Source organism: Falsiroseomonas algicola (assembly GCF_011040385.1).
Lineage (GTDB): Bacteria > Pseudomonadota > Alphaproteobacteria > Acetobacterales > Acetobacteraceae > Falsiroseomonas > Falsiroseomonas algicola.
Window position 1 is genome coordinate 334,922 of sequence record NZ_JAAIKB010000005.1, and the last position, 18,080, is coordinate 353,001.

At 72.3% G+C, this 18,080-nt stretch carries 16 protein-coding genes; 8 read left to right on the top strand and 8 right to left on the bottom strand.

What is annotated here, in order from left to right; translation table 11 throughout:
• The first annotated feature begins 267 nt into the window (after positions 1-267).
• The 6 genes from ileS to G3576_RS15130 all read left to right on the top strand — a co-directional run bounded on the left by ileS (position 268) and on the right by G3576_RS15130 (position 6,343).
• Entirely contained in the window at positions 268-3,096 is a 2,829-nt protein-coding gene (gene ileS, locus G3576_RS15105) for an isoleucine--tRNA ligase (RefSeq protein WP_164695238.1), read from the top strand.
• 4 nt (positions 3,097-3,100) lie between these two features.
• A complete protein-coding gene (lspA, locus tag G3576_RS15110) occupies positions 3,101-3,598 on the top strand; it encodes a signal peptidase II (RefSeq protein WP_164695239.1) in 498 nt (165 codons plus the stop codon).
• Positions 3,595-4,149, top strand: coding sequence for a DUF3035 domain-containing protein (locus G3576_RS15115; protein WP_164695240.1), 555 nt, complete (start codon positions 3,595-3,597; stop codon positions 4,147-4,149). The genes lspA and G3576_RS15115 overlap by 4 nt, the downstream gene beginning before the upstream one ends.
• A gap of 81 nt (positions 4,150-4,230) precedes the next feature.
• Complete coding sequence (gene hslO, locus G3576_RS15120; protein ID WP_164695241.1) at positions 4,231-5,208, top strand: Hsp33 family molecular chaperone HslO; 978 nt, start codon at positions 4,231-4,233, stop codon at positions 5,206-5,208.
• A gap of 71 nt (positions 5,209-5,279) precedes the next feature.
• Entirely contained in the window at positions 5,280-5,945 is a 666-nt protein-coding gene (locus G3576_RS15125; protein ID WP_164695242.1) for a hypothetical protein, read from the top strand.
• Between the two features lie 11 nt (positions 5,946-5,956).
• Positions 5,957-6,343 (top strand): RidA family protein, encoded by a 387-nt coding sequence (locus tag G3576_RS15130; protein WP_164695243.1) that lies wholly within the window; start codon positions 5,957-5,959, stop codon positions 6,341-6,343.
• Here G3576_RS15130 and G3576_RS15135 read toward each other — a convergent pair.
• On the bottom strand, positions 6,340-9,753 hold the full coding sequence (locus G3576_RS15135) for a beta strand repeat-containing protein (RefSeq protein ID WP_164695244.1): 3,414 nt from the start codon (positions 9,751-9,753) through the stop codon (positions 6,340-6,342). The genes G3576_RS15130 and G3576_RS15135 overlap by 4 nt on opposite strands.
• A gap of 128 nt (positions 9,754-9,881) precedes the next feature.
• Between G3576_RS15135 and G3576_RS15140 the strand changes: the two genes are divergently transcribed.
• On the top strand, positions 9,882-10,856 hold the full coding sequence (locus tag G3576_RS15140; RefSeq protein WP_164695245.1) for a tripartite tricarboxylate transporter substrate binding protein: 975 nt from the start codon (positions 9,882-9,884) through the stop codon (positions 10,854-10,856).
• Entirely contained in the window at positions 10,853-11,992 is a 1,140-nt protein-coding gene (locus G3576_RS15145) for a hypothetical protein (RefSeq protein WP_164695246.1), read from the top strand. The genes G3576_RS15140 and G3576_RS15145 overlap by 4 nt, the downstream gene beginning before the upstream one ends.
• Positions 11,993-12,066: 74 nt before the next feature.
• Here the strand turns inward: G3576_RS15145 and folE are convergent, their stop codons facing one another.
• The 7 genes from folE to G3576_RS15180 all read right to left on the bottom strand — a co-directional run bounded on the left by folE (position 12,067) and on the right by G3576_RS15180 (position 18,008).
• Positions 12,067-12,705: a GTP cyclohydrolase I FolE gene (folE, locus tag G3576_RS15150; RefSeq protein ID WP_328729168.1), complete on the bottom strand. Its 639-nt coding sequence runs from the start codon at positions 12,703-12,705 to the stop codon at positions 12,067-12,069.
• A gap of 357 nt (positions 12,706-13,062) precedes the next feature.
• Entirely contained in the window at positions 13,063-13,824 is a 762-nt protein-coding gene (locus tag G3576_RS15155; protein WP_164695248.1) for a competence/damage-inducible protein A, read from the bottom strand.
• Positions 13,821-14,252, bottom strand: coding sequence for a type II toxin-antitoxin system VapC family toxin (locus tag G3576_RS15160; protein ID WP_164695249.1), 432 nt, complete (start codon positions 14,250-14,252; stop codon positions 13,821-13,823). The genes G3576_RS15155 and G3576_RS15160 overlap by 4 nt, the downstream gene beginning before the upstream one ends.
• A complete protein-coding gene (locus G3576_RS15165) occupies positions 14,249-14,491 on the bottom strand; it encodes a FitA-like ribbon-helix-helix domain-containing protein (RefSeq protein ID WP_164695250.1) in 243 nt (80 codons plus the stop codon). The genes G3576_RS15160 and G3576_RS15165 overlap by 4 nt, the downstream gene beginning before the upstream one ends.
• A gap of 56 nt (positions 14,492-14,547) precedes the next feature.
• Positions 14,548-15,627 (bottom strand): bifunctional GNAT family N-acetyltransferase/(deoxy)nucleoside triphosphate pyrophosphohydrolase, encoded by a 1,080-nt coding sequence (locus G3576_RS15170; protein ID WP_164695251.1) that lies wholly within the window; start codon positions 15,625-15,627, stop codon positions 14,548-14,550.
• Between the two features lie 171 nt (positions 15,628-15,798).
• Complete coding sequence (gene argJ / locus G3576_RS15175; protein WP_164695252.1) at positions 15,799-17,037, bottom strand: bifunctional glutamate N-acetyltransferase/amino-acid acetyltransferase ArgJ; 1,239 nt, start codon at positions 17,035-17,037, stop codon at positions 15,799-15,801.
• Positions 17,038-17,051: 14 nt separating this feature from the next.
• Positions 17,052-18,008: a peptidylprolyl isomerase gene (locus G3576_RS15180; protein WP_235951948.1), complete on the bottom strand. Its 957-nt coding sequence runs from the start codon at positions 18,006-18,008 to the stop codon at positions 17,052-17,054.
• Positions 18,009-18,080 lie beyond the last annotated feature (72 nt).

Here is an 18,080-nt window from a genome sequence, read left to right on the forward strand (position 1 = left end):
AGGGGGGCGGAGCCCCCATGCGAAAGCGGTGCTAAATGCACCTAATCGGGATAATCGGCTAAAACCGCCTTAGTTTTAGTGACCTCAAAGCCACAGTCCGCCCCGCCTGCTTGACCCCGGCGCCTCCGCCTCCGCATATGGTCGACATGTTCCGGCAGCCCGCCCTTCGAATTAGCGGCCCGGCCCTCCGCTGAGGGTCGGGACTCGCCGCGCGCCGAACACCCCCTTTCCGCCGCCCGCCCCGCCGGGCCGCCCGGGACACCACCGATGACCGACAGCCCCGCCACCGCCGAAGCCGCTGCCCGCGACTACCGCGGCACCGTCTTCCTGCCCAAGACGCCCTTCCCGATGCGCGGCGACCTGCCGAAGCGCGAACCCGAATGGATCGCCCGCTGGCAGAAGATGGACCTCTGGTCGAAGCTCCGCGAACGGTCGAAGGGCCGGCAGAAATTCGTCCTGCATGACGGCCCGCCCTATGCGAACGGCCCGCTGCATATCGGCCACGCCCTCAACAAGATCCTGAAGGACGTCATCAACCGCGCCGCCCAGATGGCGGGGCATGATGCCGACTACGTGCCTGGCTGGGACTGCCACGGCCTGCCGATCGAATGGAAGATCGAGGAGGAATACCGGTCCAAGGGCAAGGACAAGGACAGCGTCCCCGTCCTCGACTTCCGCGCGGAATGCCGCGCCTATGCGCAGCACTGGCTCGGCGTGCAGCGGGACGAATTCACGCGCCTCGGCGTCTTCGGCGACTGGCAGGGCCGCTACGCGACGATGGACTTCCCGTCGGAGGCCGTGATCGCCGGCGAGATCGGCAAGTTCTTGATGAACGGCTCGCTCTATCGCGGGCTGCGCCCCGTGATGTGGAGCCCGGTCGAGAAGACCGCGCTGGCGGAAGCGGAGATCGAGTACCACGACCATGTCTCGCCGACGCTGCATGCGCTGTTCCGCGTGCTGCGCGCGCCTTCCTCGCCCGGCCTGGTCGGCGCCGATGTCGTGATCTGGACGACGACGCCCTGGACCATCCCGGGCAACCGCGCGCTCGCCTATGGCCCCGAACTGACCTACGCGGAGATCCATGTGGACAGCGTCGCCGAAGGCGCGCTGGTGAAGCCGGGCGCGCGGATGCTGGTGGCGCTGGCGCTGCTGCCGCAATTCTGCACCGACGCGAAGATCGCCACCCACACCCTGGTCCGCACCTTCCCGGGCACGGAGTTCGAGGGCGCGGCCTGCGCCGCGCCGCTCCGTGGCCATGCCGGCGCCTACAACCATGATGCGCTGATGCTGGCCGGCGACTACGTCACCGACGATGCCGGCACGGGCATCGTCCATATCGCGCCGAGCCATGGCGAGGAGGACTTCGCCCTCGTCGTCACGCATAACCGCGCGCATCCGGACAGCCGGATCGAGATCCCCGAATGCGTCGGCGATGACGGCACCTACACCGTCCAGGCCCCGGGCTTCGAGGGCCAGCACGTCTTCAAGGCGCACACATCGGTCTATGCCGCGCTGGAGGCCCTCGGCACGCTGGCCGCGACGGGCAAGCTGCAGCACAGCTACCCCCATAGCTGGCGGTCCAAGAAGCCGGTGATCTACCGCGCCACGCCGCAATGGTTCATCGCCATGGATGATGAGCGCCAGATCCGCGCCAAGTCCCTCGACGCCATCGCGAAGACGCACTTCGTCCCCGATATCGGCCGCAACCGCATCGGCAGCATGGTCGCCGCGCGGCCGGACTGGTGCATCAGCCGCCAGCGCGCCTGGGGCGTGCCCATCGCCGTCTTCGTGGAGAAGCGCACGGGCGAACCGCTGCGCGACCCGACGGTCATGGCGCGCATCCTGGAGGCCTTCCGCGTGGAGGGCGCCGACGCCTGGTACCAGCCCGGCGCCGCGGCCCGCTTCCTGGGGAATGAGCGGAACCCGGATGACTACGAGCAGGTGATGGACATCGTCGATGTCTGGTTCGAATCCGGCAGCACCCACGCCTTCGTCCTGCCGCCGCGCGGCCTTCCCTTCCCGGCGGATCTCTACCTCGAAGGCTCCGACCAGCATCGCGGCTGGTTCCATTCCTCGCTGCTGGAATCGGTCGGCACCAACGGCGTCGCGCCCTTCAAGGCGATCCTGACGCATGGCTTCGTGCTCGATGAGCAGGGCCGGAAGATGTCGAAGTCGCTCGGCAACGTCACGGCGCCCCAGGACGTGATGAAGCAGTATGGCGCGGATATCCTGCGGCTCTGGGTGATGAACTCCGACACCGCGCTCGACCTGCGCATCGGGCCGGAGATCCTGAAGCAGCAGGCGGAGCTCTATCGCCGCATCCGCAACACGCTGCGCTGGCTGCTCGGCAGCCTCGACGGCTTCTCCGAGGAGGAGAAGCTGCCGCATGACCAGCTGCCGGAGCTGGAGCGCTGGGTGCTGCACCGGCTGACGGAGCTGGACACGAAGCTTCGCGCCGCCGCCGATCCCGCCAGCCCGACGCGCTTCGACTGGACCGGCGTCTATCCCGAGATCCACAATTTCTGCTCGACGGATCTCAGCGCCTTCTACTTCGATATCCGCAAGGACGCGCTCTACTGCGACGCGCCGGATAGCCTGCGGCGACGTGCCGCGCGGACGGTGCTGGACGTGCTGCATCGCTGCCTCTGCGCCTGGCTGGCGCCGGTGCTGGCCTTCACGGCGGAGGAAGCTTGGCTGGCGCGCTTCCCGTCGGAGGATGGGTCCATCCATCTGGAGGATTGGCCCGCGATCCCAGGCGAGTGGCGGAACGAGGCGCTGGCCGGGAAGTGGGCCCGCATCCGCGAACTCCGCGGCACGGTGACGACGCAGTTGGAAGCGCTCCGCACGGCGAAGGAGATCGGCTCCTCCCTCCAGGCCGCAGTCACGCTGCGCCTGCCCGAAGGGGACGCGCTGCTGGATGCGGAGCGCTGGGCTGAGGTGCTGATCGTCTCTGACGTCGCGATCGAGGCCGGCGAGCCCCCGCACGCCGCCGGCAAGGCGCCCGGCGAGAAGTGCGAGCGCTGCTGGCGCGTCCTGCCGGAAGTGGTCGGCCACGCCGGAAAGCTCTGCCGCCGCTGCGACGCGGTGGTCGGCTGATCCCATGCTGCGCATCGGGCTGATCCTGGCGGCGATCGTGCTGGTCGCCGACCAGGCCTCCAAGTGGTTCATGCTGGAGGTGCTGCGCCTGCCGGAGGTGGGGCACATCCCGCTGCTGGCGATCGGCCCCTTCGGCTTCGACCTGACCATGGTCTGGAACCGCGGCGTCACCTTCGGGATGTTCGCGGGCGACAGCATGGGCACGCAGATCGTGCTGGGCGTCATGGCGCTGCTGATCGCGGGCTTCCTGCTGCGCTGGATGGCACGGGCGGAGAACCGCCTGACGGCGCTGGCGCTGGGCGGCGTGGTGGGCGGGGCGGTCGGCAATGTCATCGACCGTGCCCGCTTCGGCGCCGTGGCGGATTTCGCCGATGCCCATGCCTGGGGGTGGCACTGGTACGTGTTCAACGTGGCGGATGCCGCTATCGTGATCGGCGTCTTCTGCCTGCTCGCGGATGCCTTGTTCCGGCCATCGGGCAGGGGTAAGGATCAGGCGCCATGACCCGCATCCGCACCCTCCTGCTCGGCCTGCCGCTCGCCGCGACGCTCGCGGGTTGCGGGGGCGATACCGCCCGGTCCCTCGGCTTCACCCGGGACCCGCCGGACGAATTCCAAGTCACCACCCGCGCGCCGCTGTCGGTGCCGCCGCGGATGACGGACCTGCCGCCGCCCACGCCAGGCGCCCCGCGCCCGCAGGACCAGGCGCGCGGCCCCGCCGCCATCCTGGGCGGCGCCGCCGGCACCACCGCCGCCGCGCCCTCGGGCGCGGAGCGCGCCCTGCTGGCCCAGGCCGGCACCCCCGTCACCGGCGATGTCCGCCGCGCCGTGGATGCCGAGAGCCTGCGGCTCGACCGGCCGGAGCGCAGCGTGGTGGACCGCCTGATGTTCTGGCGTGAGCCGCCGCCGCCCGGCATTGCCGTGGACTCGACCCGCGAGGCCCAGCGCCTGAGGGAGAATGCGGCGCTCGGGCGGGAGACGACGGAGGGCACCACGCCCATCCAGCAGCCCGCCACCACCAACAGCCGCACGGGCATCCTGAACCGGCTGTTCTGACGGCCCGGGGGCGGGCCGGGTTCACTCCCCGGTCCTGCGCCCCTATCTAGGCGGCTTACCCTCCCCGACTGGTAGCTGCCCGTGACCGATCCGACGTCGCCTTCCGCCACGCCCAACTTCCTGAACCATGACCGGCCGCCCGTGCCGGACCTCGTCGTGCCCCGTGGCGTGCTGCCTTTCCACCTGGAGGAACGGCCCGTCCGTGGCCGCTTGGTGCGGCTCGGCGCGCTCGCCGATGCGCTGCTCGGCCGCCACAGCCAGCACCCCGCCGTGCTGAGGCTGATGGGGGAGGCGCTGGCCCTGACGGCGGCGCTGGCGACGGCGCTGAAGTTCAAGGGCTCCTTCAGCCTCCAGGCCAAGGGCGATGGCCCCGTCTCCATGCTGCTGGCGGATTGCACCGATGGCGGCGCGTTGCGCGGCACCGCCAAGGTGGATGCCGAAAGGCTGGACGCGCTGCTGGCGGAACACCCCCAGCCCAGCGCGAAGCAGTTGCTCGGCAAGGGGTACCTGGCCTTCACCTGCGACCAGGGCCCCGACATGGACCGCTACCAGGGCATCGTTGCGATCGAGGGCGAGAGCCTGGCGACCATGACCGGCGCCTATTTCGAGAATTCGGAGCAGTTGAAGAGCCAGGTCTGGCTCGCCTGCGGCCGCAGCCTGTCCGGCTGGCGGGCCAGCGCGCTGGTGATCGAGCGGGTGGCCGCCGATGGCGGCATCGGCGCCGCCGAGGATTCGGAGGAGCATGAGGAGGCCTGGCGCACCGCCCAGGTCCTGGCCGGCACCATCACCCCCGCCGAATTGCTGGATGATGGCCTGACGCCAGACCAGCTGCTGCATCGCCTGTTCCATGCGGAGGGCTTGCAGGCCGACCGCGCCCGGGCGCTGTCCTATGGCTGCCGCTGCTCCCGCGCGCGCCTGGCCTCGGTGCTGGAGACCTTCGGCCAGGACGACCTGGACCACATGGCGGAAGCCGGGGCCATCACCATGACCTGCGAGTTCTGCGCGGTGGATTTCCGCTTCGAACGGGCGGAGGTCCGCGGCCAGGCTGGCCGGGCGTAGCGGGCGCGGTTGCCGACCGCGCGCGGCCCGTGTCTAGTCACCGCCGATTCCCGCCGGAGGCCCCGAACCCCATGACGATGCGCCGGTCGCTGCTCAAGGCTCCGCTGCTGCTGCCCCTCGGCCTGGCCGCCTGTGGCGGGGACCCCGAGCCGGTCGCCCTGCCGCCGCTGGTCACGGGCTACCGGCACCTGACGCCGCTGCGCCTCAACGTGCTGGATATCGAGGTCGCGGAGCCCGCCCCCGGCGCCGTCCAGCTCTCCAACCCCGCCCCCGCGCTGCGGCCGGATGTGGAGATGCGGCGGATGGCGGATGAACGGCTGGTGCCCGTCGGCACCGAAGGCCAGGGCCGCTTCATCATCAGCCAGGCCCGCTTCACCCGCGAACGCCTGGCCGGCGGTGGCGGGCTCACCAGCCTCTTCGCCGGGGAGCCCGGGGAGCGCCTGACCTGCCAGCTGCTCGGACGGCTGGAGATCCTCTCGCCCGAGGGCCGCCGCGTCGCCTTCGTGGAGGCTGAGGCCCGTCGCGGCCGTACCCTGCCCGATGGCGCCACCCCCGGCGCCCGCGCCCGCGCGGCGGAGGATGTGGTGCGGGAGGCGATGGACCAGCTCAATGTCGAGTTCGAGTTCCAGGTCCGGCGCACGCTCCGCGCCTGGCTGCAGGAAGCCGTGACCACGCCCGCCGCGCCGGCGCCCGAGGCGGTGGAGCGCGAAGACCTCTCCGCCACGCAACGCCGCTGAGGAGCTGCCCGATGCCCGTCACCTTCAGCAATCCCGAGGGCGTCCACGCCCCCGGCTCCCGCTACTCCCACGCCGCCCTGGTGGAAAGCGCGTCCCGCCGCCTGGTCATCTCCGGCCAGATCGGCGTGGCGCCGGATGGCAGCATCGCCTCGGGCGGGGAGGCGCAGATCGCCCAGGCGCTGGCCAATCTCGGCGCCATCCTGGCGGCCCATGGGATGGGCCCCGCCAACATCGTGAAGATGGGCGTCTTCCTCACCGACCGCGCCCTGATCGGCCCCTGGCGGGCGGAGCGGGAGAAGTTCCTCGGCACGCTGGCGCCGACCAGCACGCTGCTGGTCGTGGCGGGCCTCGCCGATCCGCGCTTCGTCTTTGAGGTGGAGGCGGAAGCCGTCGCCTAGCCGTACAAGGCCGCAAGCTGCGGCTCGCTGAACTGCTGCAGCTGCGCCTGGGTGAAGGCGGCGACCTGGCGGGCGCGGATGGCGGCCAGCTGCGCCGTCGTCACCGCCGCCAATTGGCCATTGTCCAGCGCCGCCAGCGTCCCGGGGCGCATCGCCGCGAAGGCCTCCGCGCCCAGCGCGCCGATATCGCCGGGCTCCAGCGCCTGGAGCTGCAGGGTGGTGAGCCCCGGCGTATCCTCCGACCCCAGCGCGGCCAGCGCGTCGGTCGTCAGTGACGCCACCTGCGCCGTGGTCAGCGCCGCGATCTGCGTCGTGGTCAGCGCCCTGAGCTGCGTGGTGGTCAGGGCGCCGAGCTGGTCGGTCGTCAGCGCCAGCACCTGCACGGTGCTCAGCCCGCCGATCTGCGCGGTGTCGAGCACGCCGATCTGCTCCGTCGTCAGCGCCCGCGTCGCGGAATAGCCGAGCGCGCCCAGCTGCGTGGCCGAGAGCGCGCCCAGCATCGCCGTCGTCAGCGCCCCGATCTGGGTGGAGCCGAGCCCCGCCATCTGCGTGCTGGTCAGCCCCGCGATGCGGGTGCCGAGCGCCGCCAGCGTGTCCGTCGTGAGCCCCGCGATGGCGCCGGAGCCCAGCGCAGGCAGGGCGGTGGAGGCGAGCGCCGTCGCGGCCTCGCTCCCCAGCGCCGCCATCTGGGTGGAGACGAGGCCGGAAAGCTGCGTGGTGCTCATGGCGCCAAGCCGCGCCGTGACGCTGGCGGCATCGATCCCGCCGATGGCGGCGGCCGACAGCGCGCCGAACTGCGTGGTGGTGAACGCTGCCACCTGGTCCGACGACAGCGCCGCCAGCGCGGCGGAGCCCAGCGCCGAGACCTGCCCGGTCGTCAATGCCCGCAACTGGGTGGTGCCGAGCCCCGCTACCACGGCGGGCTGCAAGCCGCCGATCACCGCCGGCGCCAGCACCGCCAGCCGTGCCGTTCCCTGCGCCGCGACCGCGCCCGGCTGCAGCGCGGCACCCTGGGTGGAGGTCAGCGCCGCCAGGCCCTCGGTCGGCAGCGCCGCCAGGAAGCCGGCATTCAGCGCGCCGATCGCCTCCGTGGACAGGCCGCGGATGGTGGCGCTCGCCAGCGCGGCGAGGCCGGCGGTGCCGATCGCGGCCATGTCCTCCGCCGCCAGCGCGCCCGCCTGTCCGGCATTGAGCGCCGCGACCTGCGAGGTGGTCAGCGCCGCCAGATGCTCAGTCCCCAGTGCCGCCAGGGTCGCCGGGCGCAGCGCGGCGATGGCGCCGGTGGAGAAGGTGGCGAACTCCCCGGCGTCCAACGCCGCCACGGCCTCCGTCGTCAGGCCCGCCATGGCCTTGGTGGACAGTGCCGCCCATTGCGTGGTGGCGAAGCCGGCCAGCATGGTGGAGGTCAGCGCGGTCGCCTGGACGCGGGTCAGCGCGTTAAGCTGCGTCGTGCCGAGAGCGCCGATCCGGCCCGCATCCAGCGCCTCGATCTGGGAGGCGGTGAGGGCGCCGATCTGCGCGGTGGAGAGCGTCGCGAAGCGGGCGGCCGAGAGGGTCGCGAGCCGGGTCGGCAGCACGCCCGACAGCGCCGCGGGCGTCAGCGCGGCCAGGCCGGTGGTGCCGAGCGTGTCCAGCGCCTCCGTCGTCAGCGCAGCGCCCTGGGCGGCGGTGAGCCCGCCGATCTGCGTCGTCGTCAGCGCGGCGAGCTGCGTCGTGGCCAGCGCGGCGATGGCGGTGGCGGACAGCGCCGCGACCTGCGGCCGGCCGAGCGCCGACAGGCCGGCGGTGCCCAGCGCCGCGACGCCCTGGCTCGACAACCCCGCAATGCTCTCGGTGGAGATCGCCGCGACCTGCGTCGTGGTGAGCGCCGCGATGGCGGTGGTGCCGAGCGCCGCCATCTGGGCGGAGCCGAGGCCCGAGAATTGCCGCGGCAGCAGTCCCGCCAGCTGCGTCGTCGTCAGCGCCGCCAGCGTGGTGGGCGGGATGCCGCCGAAGGCGCTGGCGGAGAGCCCGTCCAGCGCATCCACGCTCAGCCCCTGCACCGCCGCGGTCGAAAGCCCAGCCAGCGCGGCGGAGCCCAGCATCGCCACCTGGCCGGCACTCAGCGCGGCCAGGCCGGTGGAGCCGAGTGCAGCGGTCTGGGTCGAGCCCAGCGCGCGAAGCTGCGGCAGGCGGAGCGCGGCCAGCGCCTCCGTCCCCAGCGCGGCGAAGGCGTCGGAGGAGAGGGCGGCGAGCGCGGTCGGGGGCAGCGCCGCGACCTGGTCGGGCCGCAGCGCGGCGATGGCGGTCGTGGACAGCGACCCCAGCTGCGCCCCGCGCAGCGCCGCCATCTGGGTGCTGGTGAGGGCACGCAGCTGGTCGGTGGACAGCGCGGCCAGGTCCTCCGCCCCAAGTCCCGAGACGCCGGCGGCGGAGAGGGCCGCAAGCTGCGTCGTCTCCAGCGACGCCACCTCCGCCGCCGTCAGCGCCTCCACCTGCGCGCGGCCGAGCGCGCGCAGTTGCGTCGTGGAGAGTGCATCGAGGTCCGCGCTGTCCAGCGCCGCCACCTGCGCCACCGTCAGCAGCGCCATGGCGGAGGCGCTGATGGCGGCGAGCTGCGCGCCGGAGAAGTCTGCCACATCCTCCGCCGCGATGGACGCGATCTGGCGCCCGTCCATCGCCGCGATCTGGGTGGAGGACAGCGCCGCCAGGGCGTCGTCCGACAGGCGGGCGACGGCGGTGGCGCGCAGCCCGGCGACCGCGGCGGGGGAGAGGGCGGCGACCTGCGCCGTGCCCAGTGCCGCGACCTGGGCGGGCTTGAGGGCCGCGACCTGCTGGCGCGTCAGGCTGCCGATCTGCGCCGTGGACAGCGCCGCCACCTGCTCCGTCCGCAGCGCGGCGATGTTCGCCGTCGGCATCGCCGCCAGCGCCGTGGCGCCGAGGGCGCCGATCGCCTCCGTGCTCAGCGCTGCCGCCGCGGTGGGGCGCAGCGCCGCAACCTGCGTGGCGCCGAGCGCCCCCGCCTGGGCGGCGGAGAGCCCCGCGACCTGGAGGGGCGAAAGCGTGGCGATGCCGGCCGGCGCCAGGGCGCGCATCTGCGCCGCGCCGAGCACGGCAAGCTGGCTGGAATCGAGCGCGCCGACCGTCCGCGCCTGCAGCGCGGCGATGCCCGCGGTGCCGAAGGCCGCGAGCTGCGCGCTGCCCAGCGCCGGCGCCTGGGTGGAGGACAGGCCGGACCAGGCGCGGCCGGGGATCTTGCCGATCGCCTCCGGCGTGAAGGCGGCCAGCTGGTCCGCCCGCAGCGCGGCGATGGCCTGCGGCGTCATGCGCGCCAGTAAGGCGTCGCCAAGCCCCGCGATCTGCTCGGGCGTCAGCGTGTTGATCGTCACGGTCTGCCCGGCAGCGCGCAGCGTGACCGATGTGACCTGCATCCCCTTCGTCCCTGGAGCGTGCTTCACGCGGCCGGCCAGTCTGCCGTGGCAATGGTAAAGATTCCGCCGATGGAAGCCCGGCTGATCCGGGTCTAGGCTCGCGGTCCAAGAAGGGTGGAGGAAGCGCGATGCGGCGAAGGACCGTGCTCGGGGCCATGGCGTCGGCCCTGGCGAGCCCCGCTTTGGCCCAGCCGCGCTGGCCGGACCGGCCGATCCGCCTGGTGGTCCCCTTCGTCGCCGGCTCCTCCACCGACCTCATCGCCCGCATCGTCGCGGCCAGGCTCTCCGAATTGCTGGGGGAGCGGATGGTGGTGGACAACCGTGCGGGGGCGGGCGGGCTGATCGCGGCGCAGACCGTGGCGCGGGCGGCGCCGGATGGGCTGACGCTCTACTTCGGCGGATCGACGCTGATCGGCAATGCGTCGCTGCATCGCGACCCCGGCTACGACCCGGTGGCGGATTTCACCCCGATCGTGAACATCGTGGAGAACCCGGCCCTGCTGGTGGTGAAGCGCGATGCTCCCTGGCGGGATGCGGCCGCGCTGGCGGCGGCGATGCGGGAGAGGGCGGCGGCGGGGCGGCCCCTCACCTACGGATCGGGCGGCGTCGGCACGCCTGCGCACCTGGCCGCGGCGGCGCTGGCGACGCTGGCGGGCACCCAGGCGCTGCACGTGCCCTATCGCGGCGCCAACCAGGCCGTGCTGGCGCTGGAACAGGGGGAGGTGGATTTCACCTACGCCATCATCGGCATCGCACTCCCCCAGGTCCGCGCCGGCAATTTCCGGCCGCTGATGGTGACGGGCGCCCGCCGCGCTTCCTCCCTGCCCGAGGTGCCGACCTTCGGGGAGGCGATCGCCGATGGCCCGGTCGTCACCACCTGGTCGGCGCTGTCCGGCCCCGCCGGCCTGCCCGCCCATGCGGTCGCGACGCTGCATCAGGCGGTGCACCGCGCCGCCCGCGACGCGCCCTTCGTGGAGGCGCTGACCCGCGACGGCGGGGAGATGGTACTGAGCGAAAGCCCGCAGGCCTTCGCCGCCTTCTGGCGCGACCAGCGGCGCGTGCTGTCGGAACTGGTGACCATGACGGGGGCGCGGGTGGAATGAGCATTCGGGACCGGATCGCCGCGCGATTCCAGGCCTATGACGGGCTCGGCACGCTTCGCGCGACCACGCCGGATGACCTGCCCGCCGCGCGCTGGCTGGCCGGGGAGGCCGGGCGGGCGGGCCTGGCAACCGTCGCCATCCCGCGCCTGGTGGTGAAGGCCGCGCGCGCCGAATGGGCGGGCGGCGTCGTGGAGGGGCTTCCCCTGTTCGATGGCGGGCTGACCGGGCCCGGCGGCGTCGAGGGCCGCTTCGGCGCCATCGACGATGCCGCCGCGACCATCGGCTTCCTGGAGATCCACCCCGGCGCGGCGTCACTCAAGAAGATGCCCTTCGAGCGGCAGCGGCGCGAATCCCGCCACGCGGCGCTGGTGCTGGCGCCGCGCACGCTGACGGATGGGCTGGCGCCGCTGAACGCGCCGAACTTCCTGGCCCCCTTCGGCCCACCCGTGCTGCAGGTGGCGGGGCATGAGGCCGGGCGTCTTGCCGCCCTGGCCGCCAGCGGCGCGCCCATCCGCGTGACGCTGGACGCGGCGCGGGAGGAGGGGGCGAGCGCCAATGTGGTGGCGGAGGTGGCCGGCCCGCCGGCGGCGCCGCTCGTGGTCATGACGCCGCGCACCTCCTGGTGGACGAGCCTCAGCGAACGCGCGGGTGGTATCCTCGCCTGGCTGGAGGCGCTGCAGGCCGTGCGCGCGGCGGGCGAGCTGGCGCGACCCGTGCGCTTCGCCGCGACCTGCGGGCATGAACTCGGCCATCTCGGCCTGAATGCCTGGCTGGCCGCGTCACCGGGGCTGGTGGAGCAGGCGTCGGTCTTCCTGCATCTCGGCGCCAATCTGGGCGCGGCGGGCGATGCGCGGCTGACGGTGCGGAGCAACGTGCCGGGTCTCTCGGCCCGCGCCGCCATGGCGCTGGCCCATGCCGGCTACCCTGCCGCAATGATCGAGCAGGCGCCCGGTGAGACCGCCAACGGGGAGGCGCATGACATCCTGGTCCGGGGCGGGCGCTTCCTGTCGCTGATCGGCGCCAATCCGCGCTTCCACGCGCCCGAGGATCGGTGGCCGCATAGCGTGGACGTGCCTCATGCGGCTGCCATCGCGGAGGCTGTCGCGCGGCTGACTGTGGAACTGGCGACGAGCTGAAGACAGAAAAGGCGACCGGGCCGTGATGGCCTGGTCGCCTTTCGCGTGGCTCCGGCGCGCAAGGCGCCGCCGGGTCAGCCCTCCGCGCCGAGGCGCGGGGAGCCGATCATCGCCAGGAACTCACGGCGCGTGGACGGATCGTCCCGGAAGGCGCCGAGCATGCGGGACGTCACCATGCTGACGCCGGGCTTGTGGATGCCGCGCGTCGTCATGCACTGGTGCTGCGCCTCGATCACCACGGCGACGCCCTTGGGCTTCAGCACCGTCTCGATCGTGTTGGCCACCTGCGCCGTCAGCTTCTCCTGGATCTGCAGGCGCTTGGCATAGGCTTCCAGCACGCGGGCGAGCTTGGAGATGCCGACGACGCGGCCATCCGGGATGTAGGCGATATGCGCGCGGCCGATGATCGGCACCAGGTGGTGCTCGCAATGCGATTCCAGCCGGATGTCGCGCAGCACGACCATCTCGTCATAGCCGTCCGTCTCCTCGAAGGAACGGGCGAGCAGCTCGACCGGATCGGTGGCGTAGCCGCCGAAGAACTCCTCATAGGCGCGGGCGACGCGGGCGGGGGTATCGACCAGCCCTTCACGGTTCGGGTCGTCGCCGGCCCAGAGCAGCAGGGTACGGACGGCAGCTTCCGCCTCCTCCCGCGTCGGGCGTTGGAGGGTGGAGGCCTGGGGGGCGGCGATGCTGGCGGGCGTCTGGATGTTCACGGTCTTGGTTCCTGATGGCGTCTGGATGCGGCGGTAGTCTTGTCGCGCCGCCGCGTCACGGCGCCTTCCTCTGCAGGCCAGATGGGGCGCGTCCGGGATCGCGCAATAGTGGGTGGAATGTCGCATGCCGCCCCCGCGTAGCGGGCATGGAAGTTCATATCAGCGGCCCTGCGGTGCCACCTGCGGCCGGCAACGCCAGCCGAGGCCGCGACGGGTGCCCATGCGCGTTGCTTCGCAATGTGCATGGGCACCCGGAATGCGGCCCGCGGCAAGTGCGTCACGCCGAAGGCGTGCCTCCGGCACGACGCTTGAGGGCACCGATATATACCGACAGGTCGCTGCAAGCGGCCGTTGGTGTCACACAGGGGGTTCGCCCTGCACCGGCTGGCTGCCCACGGCGCGCAGCAGCATGGTGATGGCGGCGGAGGCCGCGTCCACCGCCTCCGCATCATTCCCCTTGGCTACCAGCGCCACGCCGCCGCCACCCATGCGGTAATAGGGGTAGCTGCCGATATCGAGGTCCGGCCACCGCTTCTGGATCTCCGCCAGCCCCTCCGCGATCCTTCCCTCCATCACGCCATTCGCGTGCACGGTGCGGGAGTTGATGGGCGGGCCGCCCTGCAGGGTCGGCGCCAGGCTTTCGAACATCGCCTGCATGATGCGCGGCACGCCGGCCATGACATGCACGTTGCCCATGGTGAAGCCGGGCGCGATGGAGATGGCGTTGTCGATCAGCGTGGCGCCGCGCGGCATGGTGCCCATGCGCTGGCGGGCCGGGTTGAATTCGCCCGGCTTGTAGTGGCGCTCGAGCCGCCCCCAGGCCTCAGGATGCGGCTCCCACGGCACGCCGAAGGCGGCGGCGATGCATTCGCTGGTGATGTCGTCATGCGTCGGGCCGATGCCGCCGGTGGTGAAGACGTGGTCGAATTTCTGCCGGACCTCGTTCACCGTCGCGACGATGGTCTCGCGGATGTCGGGGATCACGCGCACCTCCCGCAGCGGGATGCCGATCTCGCCGAGGCGCGTCGCCAGGAACTTGATGTTGGCGTCCTGGGTGCGCCCGGACAGGACCTCATTGCCGATGACGAGCAGGCAGGCGGTGGGATTCGATCCGGTCATGCTGGAGGATCCTGGGCGGCGGGCGGAAGAGGGAGGGCGGCAGGGATCGCGAGGCGCTGGGCGAGGAGCGCGACCGGCCGGTCGAAGGTGGCGATCGGCGCGCGCCGTTCCAGCGCGACGATGAGGTAGAGGCAGTCGAACAGCGCGTGGCGATGCTGCATGGCGAGTTCGGTGGCACGGCGCAGCCGCGGCGCCACCGGCAGCAACTCGATGCCGAGCGACTCTAATTCTGCCAGTGCGCGCATGGCCGTGCCCGGCTCGACCTGCCCGCCGCGTTCCTTGCGGAGCAGCGTCGAGGAAACCTCGACCGGCATGATGTCAGGGGCGAGGAATGATGCACCGCTGTCGAGCAGCGCCAGCGCATCCTCTGTCCCCTGCTCCCGCGCGAACCACTTCACGGCGGCGGAGGCATCCAGCACCAGGATCACGCGCCTTCGCCAAGCCCGTCGCGATGTTGGCGGATCAGGGTCGTGGAATCGACCGGCGACAGCGGCTGTCCGGCCAGCCTGGCGCGCAGCCGGGCCGCGATCGCCTCCCGGCTCTCGGCCGCGTCGCGGGTCATGAGGTCACGGACATAGGCTTCGAGCGAGGCGCCTCGGGCGGCAGCCTTGCGCTTCAGCGCTTCCACCACCGTGTCCTCGACCTGGCGGACCAGGACCTGCGCCACGAGATCCCCTCCTCGGATGCTATCAGTCGATGATAGCGCGAGGTCGTGCGGCGCCGCTACAGGAAATCCCGCAGCAGCGCGACCAGCGGCTTGTCCGCCGGCGGCATGGCGTAGTCGGACAGCTTCTGCGGCCGCACCCAGGCCAGCGCCTGCCCCTCCACCGCCGTCACCGGGCCGCTCCAGCGGCGGCAGAGATAGAGCGGCATCAGCAGGTGGAACTTCTCGTAGCCGTGGCTGGCGAAGGCGAAGGGGGCCAGGCAGCTTTCGGCCACATCGATCGCCAGCTCCTCCTTCAGCTCGCGGATCAGCGCGGCTTCCGGCGTCTCCCCGGCATGGACCTTGCCGCCGGGGAACTCCCAGAGCCCTGCCAGCGGCTTGCCCTCGGGCCGCCGCGCCAGCAGCACGCGGCCATCGCCATCGATCAGCGCGCAGGCGGCGACGAGGAGGATCTTCTTGCCCGGCGCGTCTTCCAGCGCGGGTGCCGGGGCGGCAGGGGCGGCGGGCGGGGCAGGCAGGTCGGCGCGGGTCATGGCGAAGAGCTTGACCGGCATCGGCCCGCCGCGCGCAACGAAATCCCGCACGCCCTCTCCGGCGTCGCGGAAGCCGATGCGGCCCAGCAGCTTCTGGCTGCGCTCATTGTCCACCAGCGCGGAGGCCACCAGGCGGTCCACATCGATATGGGCGAAGGCCCAGCTGACGATCCGCGCCGCGGCCTCCGGCCCCACGCCATGGCCCCAGAAGCGGCGGCCGACCCAGTAGCCGAGCTCCGCCTCCCGCTTCGCGGCATCGCGCGTCAGGCCGATGCAGCCCACCAGCACCTCCCGCTCCTCCGCCGTGCCGGCGCCCTCCAGCCCGGTGATGGCGAGGTGCCAGGCCTGGCCGGCCGCCATCTGCGCGCGGGTGGAGGCGATCCATTCATCCGCGAGGTCGCGGGGATAGGGGAAGGGCACGCGCGCCAGGGTCTTCGCCACCTCCCAGTCATTCACCAGGCGATGCAGGTCTGCCGCATCCTCCGGCCGCAGCGGGCGGATGGTCAGGCGTTCCGTGCGCAGCGGCGTGAAGGGCGGCGGCGCGAGGGGATCGGGCTCATCCCCGGGGGGCGAGGCGGTCGGCGCAAGGGGGGAGGTGGTCGCCATGGGTAGGGCGGGGTCCTGCGGCGTTCAAACGGGGCGATCCCGCCCGCCGGGCCGATCACGACCTGGTGGGTGGGGTTGCCCCGGTCTTAACGCCGGGACTCGGGCGCTGTCAGGCGGCGTGCCGGGGGCGGGCGGAAAGTTTCCGCCGCTGTGGCCCGCGCGCCCCTCATCTCAGCTCCGATACGACCCGTTGATGTTGATGTAGCCATGCGTCAGGTCGCAGGTCCAAACCGTGGCCTTGCCGCGGCCGAGGCCGATATCGACCTCGATATGCACTTCCCGCCCCTTCATGTGGGCGACCACCGGCGTTTCGTCATAGCCCGGCACCACGCCGCCTTCGCGGGCCATCCAGGTGCCGCCGACGGCGACGGAGAGGCTGTCGCGGTCCGCGGGCTCGCCGGCCTTGCCGACGGCCATGACGATGCGGCCCCAATTCGCGTCCTCGCCGGCGATCGCGGTCTTCACGAGCGGCGAATTGGCGATCGACATGGCGATGCGGTGCGCCGATTTCGCGCTGACGGCGCCGGTGACGTCGATCTGGATCAGCTTCTGCGCACCCTCGCCGTCGCGGGCGACCATCAGCGCCAGGTCCATCAGGACCTCATGCACCGCCCGGGTGAAATCCTTCAGCATCGCGCCGCCCTCGGCCGGCACGCGCGGGTGCTTGGTGGCGCCGGTGGCGAAGAGCAGCACGGTGTCGCTGGTGGAGGTGTCGCTGTCCACCGTGACGCAGTTGAAGGATCTGTCGGTCCCCTTCGACAGGATCTTCTGCAGGACGGGGGCAGGAATCTTCGCGTCGGTCGCGAGGAAGCAGAGCATCGTCGCCATGTCGGGCGCGATCATGCCGCTGCCCTTGGCGATGCCGCTGACCGTCACCGTCGCATCGCCGATCCTGGCCGTGCGGGTCGAACCCTTGGGGAAGGTGTCGGTCGTCATGATGGCGCGGGCCGCGCCCTGCCAGCCATCGGTGCCGAGCGCGCCGAACAGGCCAGGGAGCGCCGCCACCAGCTTCTCGGTCGGCAGCTTCTCCCCGATCACGCCGGTGGAGGCCAGGAACACCTCCTTCGGCTTGCAGCCCGCGAGCTCTGCCATGGCGGCGGCGGTGTCGGCGCAGGTCTGGCGGCCGGCCTTGCCGGTGAAGACGTTGGAATTGCCGGCGGTGACGACCAGCGCGCGGGCCTTCCCGCCCGCCAGCGCGGCGCGGCACCAATCCACCGGCGCGCCGGGGCACTTGTTCTTGGTGAAGACGCCCGCGACGGTCGTCCCCTGCGGGAAGACCATCATCGTCACGTCTTCCCGCGTCGTGTAGCGGATGGCGGCGCGGCCGGAGCCGAGGCTGACGCCCGGCACCGGCGGCAGTTCCGGCAAGGGAAGGGCGAGGGGGGAGACGGGAAGGTCCTTGCCGGCCATGGTCGTGGTCTCGTTCAGCGGCGGGGTTGGGCAGGGGTTGCGGGCGCGGGCGGCGCGGCGCGGTCGAGCAGGGAGGGGGCCTGGACGGGGCTGCCATCCATGCCGAAGCGTTCGATGCGCGCGGCGCCGCGGATGCGCTCCACCTCGGCATTCACGCCTTCCTCGAAGGCGGTCTGGCGCAGCTGCTCGCGCGCTTCCTCGAAGGGCGGCGGCGGCACGGCGCGGCGCTCCTCCACCTTGATGACGTGCCAGCCGAACTGGGTGCGCACCGGGTTGGCGCTGATCTGGCCGGGCTGCATGCCGAAAGCGGCTTCCGCGAATTCCGGGATCATGTCGCCGCGCTTGAAGAAGCCGAGGTCACCGCCCTCGCGGGAGCCGGGGCCGGTGGAGCGGCGGCGGGCGACCTCGGCGAAATCGGCACCGGGGCGGCGCGCCTCCGCCATGGCGGTGCGGGCCTCGGCCTCCGTTGCCGTGAGGATGTGGCGGGCGCGCACCTCCTCCTCGGCCGGGCGGGTCGCGATCTGCTGCTGGTAGCGGGCGCGCAGCGCCTCCTCCGTCAGCAGCGGGCCGACGGCACGGGTGATGAGGGCCTGCTGGAGCGTCTCCTCCTCCACCCGCCGCAGCCTGGCGGCCACTTCCGGGTCCTGCGCCAGGTTGGCGGCGCGGGCGGCCTGGGTGATGGCCTTCTGCGTGATCATCTGGTCGAGCAGCAGCGGGAAGAGCATCTGCGGCGGCATGTTCCGCAGCTCCTCCGGCAGGCGGCGGGCTTCCTCCTGGACGTCATCCAGGCGGATCTCCTGGCCATCGACACGCGCCACGACCGGGTTCGCCGGGGCCCCGGCGGGCGGGTTCGCCGGGGCTGCGGCGGCAGGATTGGCCGGCGCGGGGGTGGAGGCGGGGGGCGTGGCCTGGGCCAGGGCCATGCCGGCCGGCAGCATCAGGGCGGCGAAAAGCAGGGCCGTGCGGCGCATTCGGGGGTTCTCCGTCAGGGGGCGGAACATGGCCGATGGCGGTCCCTGCGACAAGAACGGCACCGTGACGGG

Bases quoted from the DNA above. Each gene is read 5' to 3' on its own strand.
- G3576_RS15180 (WP_235951948.1), bottom strand. From the start codon at position 18,008: ATGCGCCGCACGGCCCTGCTTTTCGCCGCCCTGATGCTGCCGGCCGGC.
- G3576_RS15155 (WP_164695248.1), bottom strand. From the start codon at position 13,824: ATGACCGGATCGAATCCCACCGCCTGCCTGCTCGTCATCGGCAATGAG.
- G3576_RS15145 (WP_164695246.1), top strand. From the start codon at position 10,853: ATGAGCATTCGGGACCGGATCGCCGCGCGATTCCAGGCCTATGACGGG.
- G3576_RS15125 (WP_164695242.1), top strand. From the start codon at position 5,280: ATGACGATGCGCCGGTCGCTGCTCAAGGCTCCGCTGCTGCTGCCCCTC.
- G3576_RS15135 (WP_164695244.1), bottom strand. From the start codon at position 9,753: ATGCAGGTCACATCGGTCACGCTGCGCGCTGCCGGGCAGACCGTGACG.
- G3576_RS15140 (WP_164695245.1), top strand. From the start codon at position 9,882: ATGCGGCGAAGGACCGTGCTCGGGGCCATGGCGTCGGCCCTGGCGAGC.
- ileS (WP_164695238.1), top strand. From the start codon at position 268: ATGACCGACAGCCCCGCCACCGCCGAAGCCGCTGCCCGCGACTACCGC.
- G3576_RS15170 (WP_164695251.1), bottom strand. From the start codon at position 15,627: ATGGCGACCACCTCCCCCCTTGCGCCGACCGCCTCGCCCCCCGGGGAT.
- lspA (WP_164695239.1), top strand. From the start codon at position 3,101: ATGCTGCGCATCGGGCTGATCCTGGCGGCGATCGTGCTGGTCGCCGAC.
- G3576_RS15130 (WP_164695243.1), top strand. From the start codon at position 5,957: ATGCCCGTCACCTTCAGCAATCCCGAGGGCGTCCACGCCCCCGGCTCC.
- G3576_RS15115 (WP_164695240.1), top strand. From the start codon at position 3,595: ATGACCCGCATCCGCACCCTCCTGCTCGGCCTGCCGCTCGCCGCGACG.
- argJ (WP_164695252.1), bottom strand. From the start codon at position 17,037: ATGGCCGGCAAGGACCTTCCCGTCTCCCCCCTCGCCCTTCCCTTGCCG.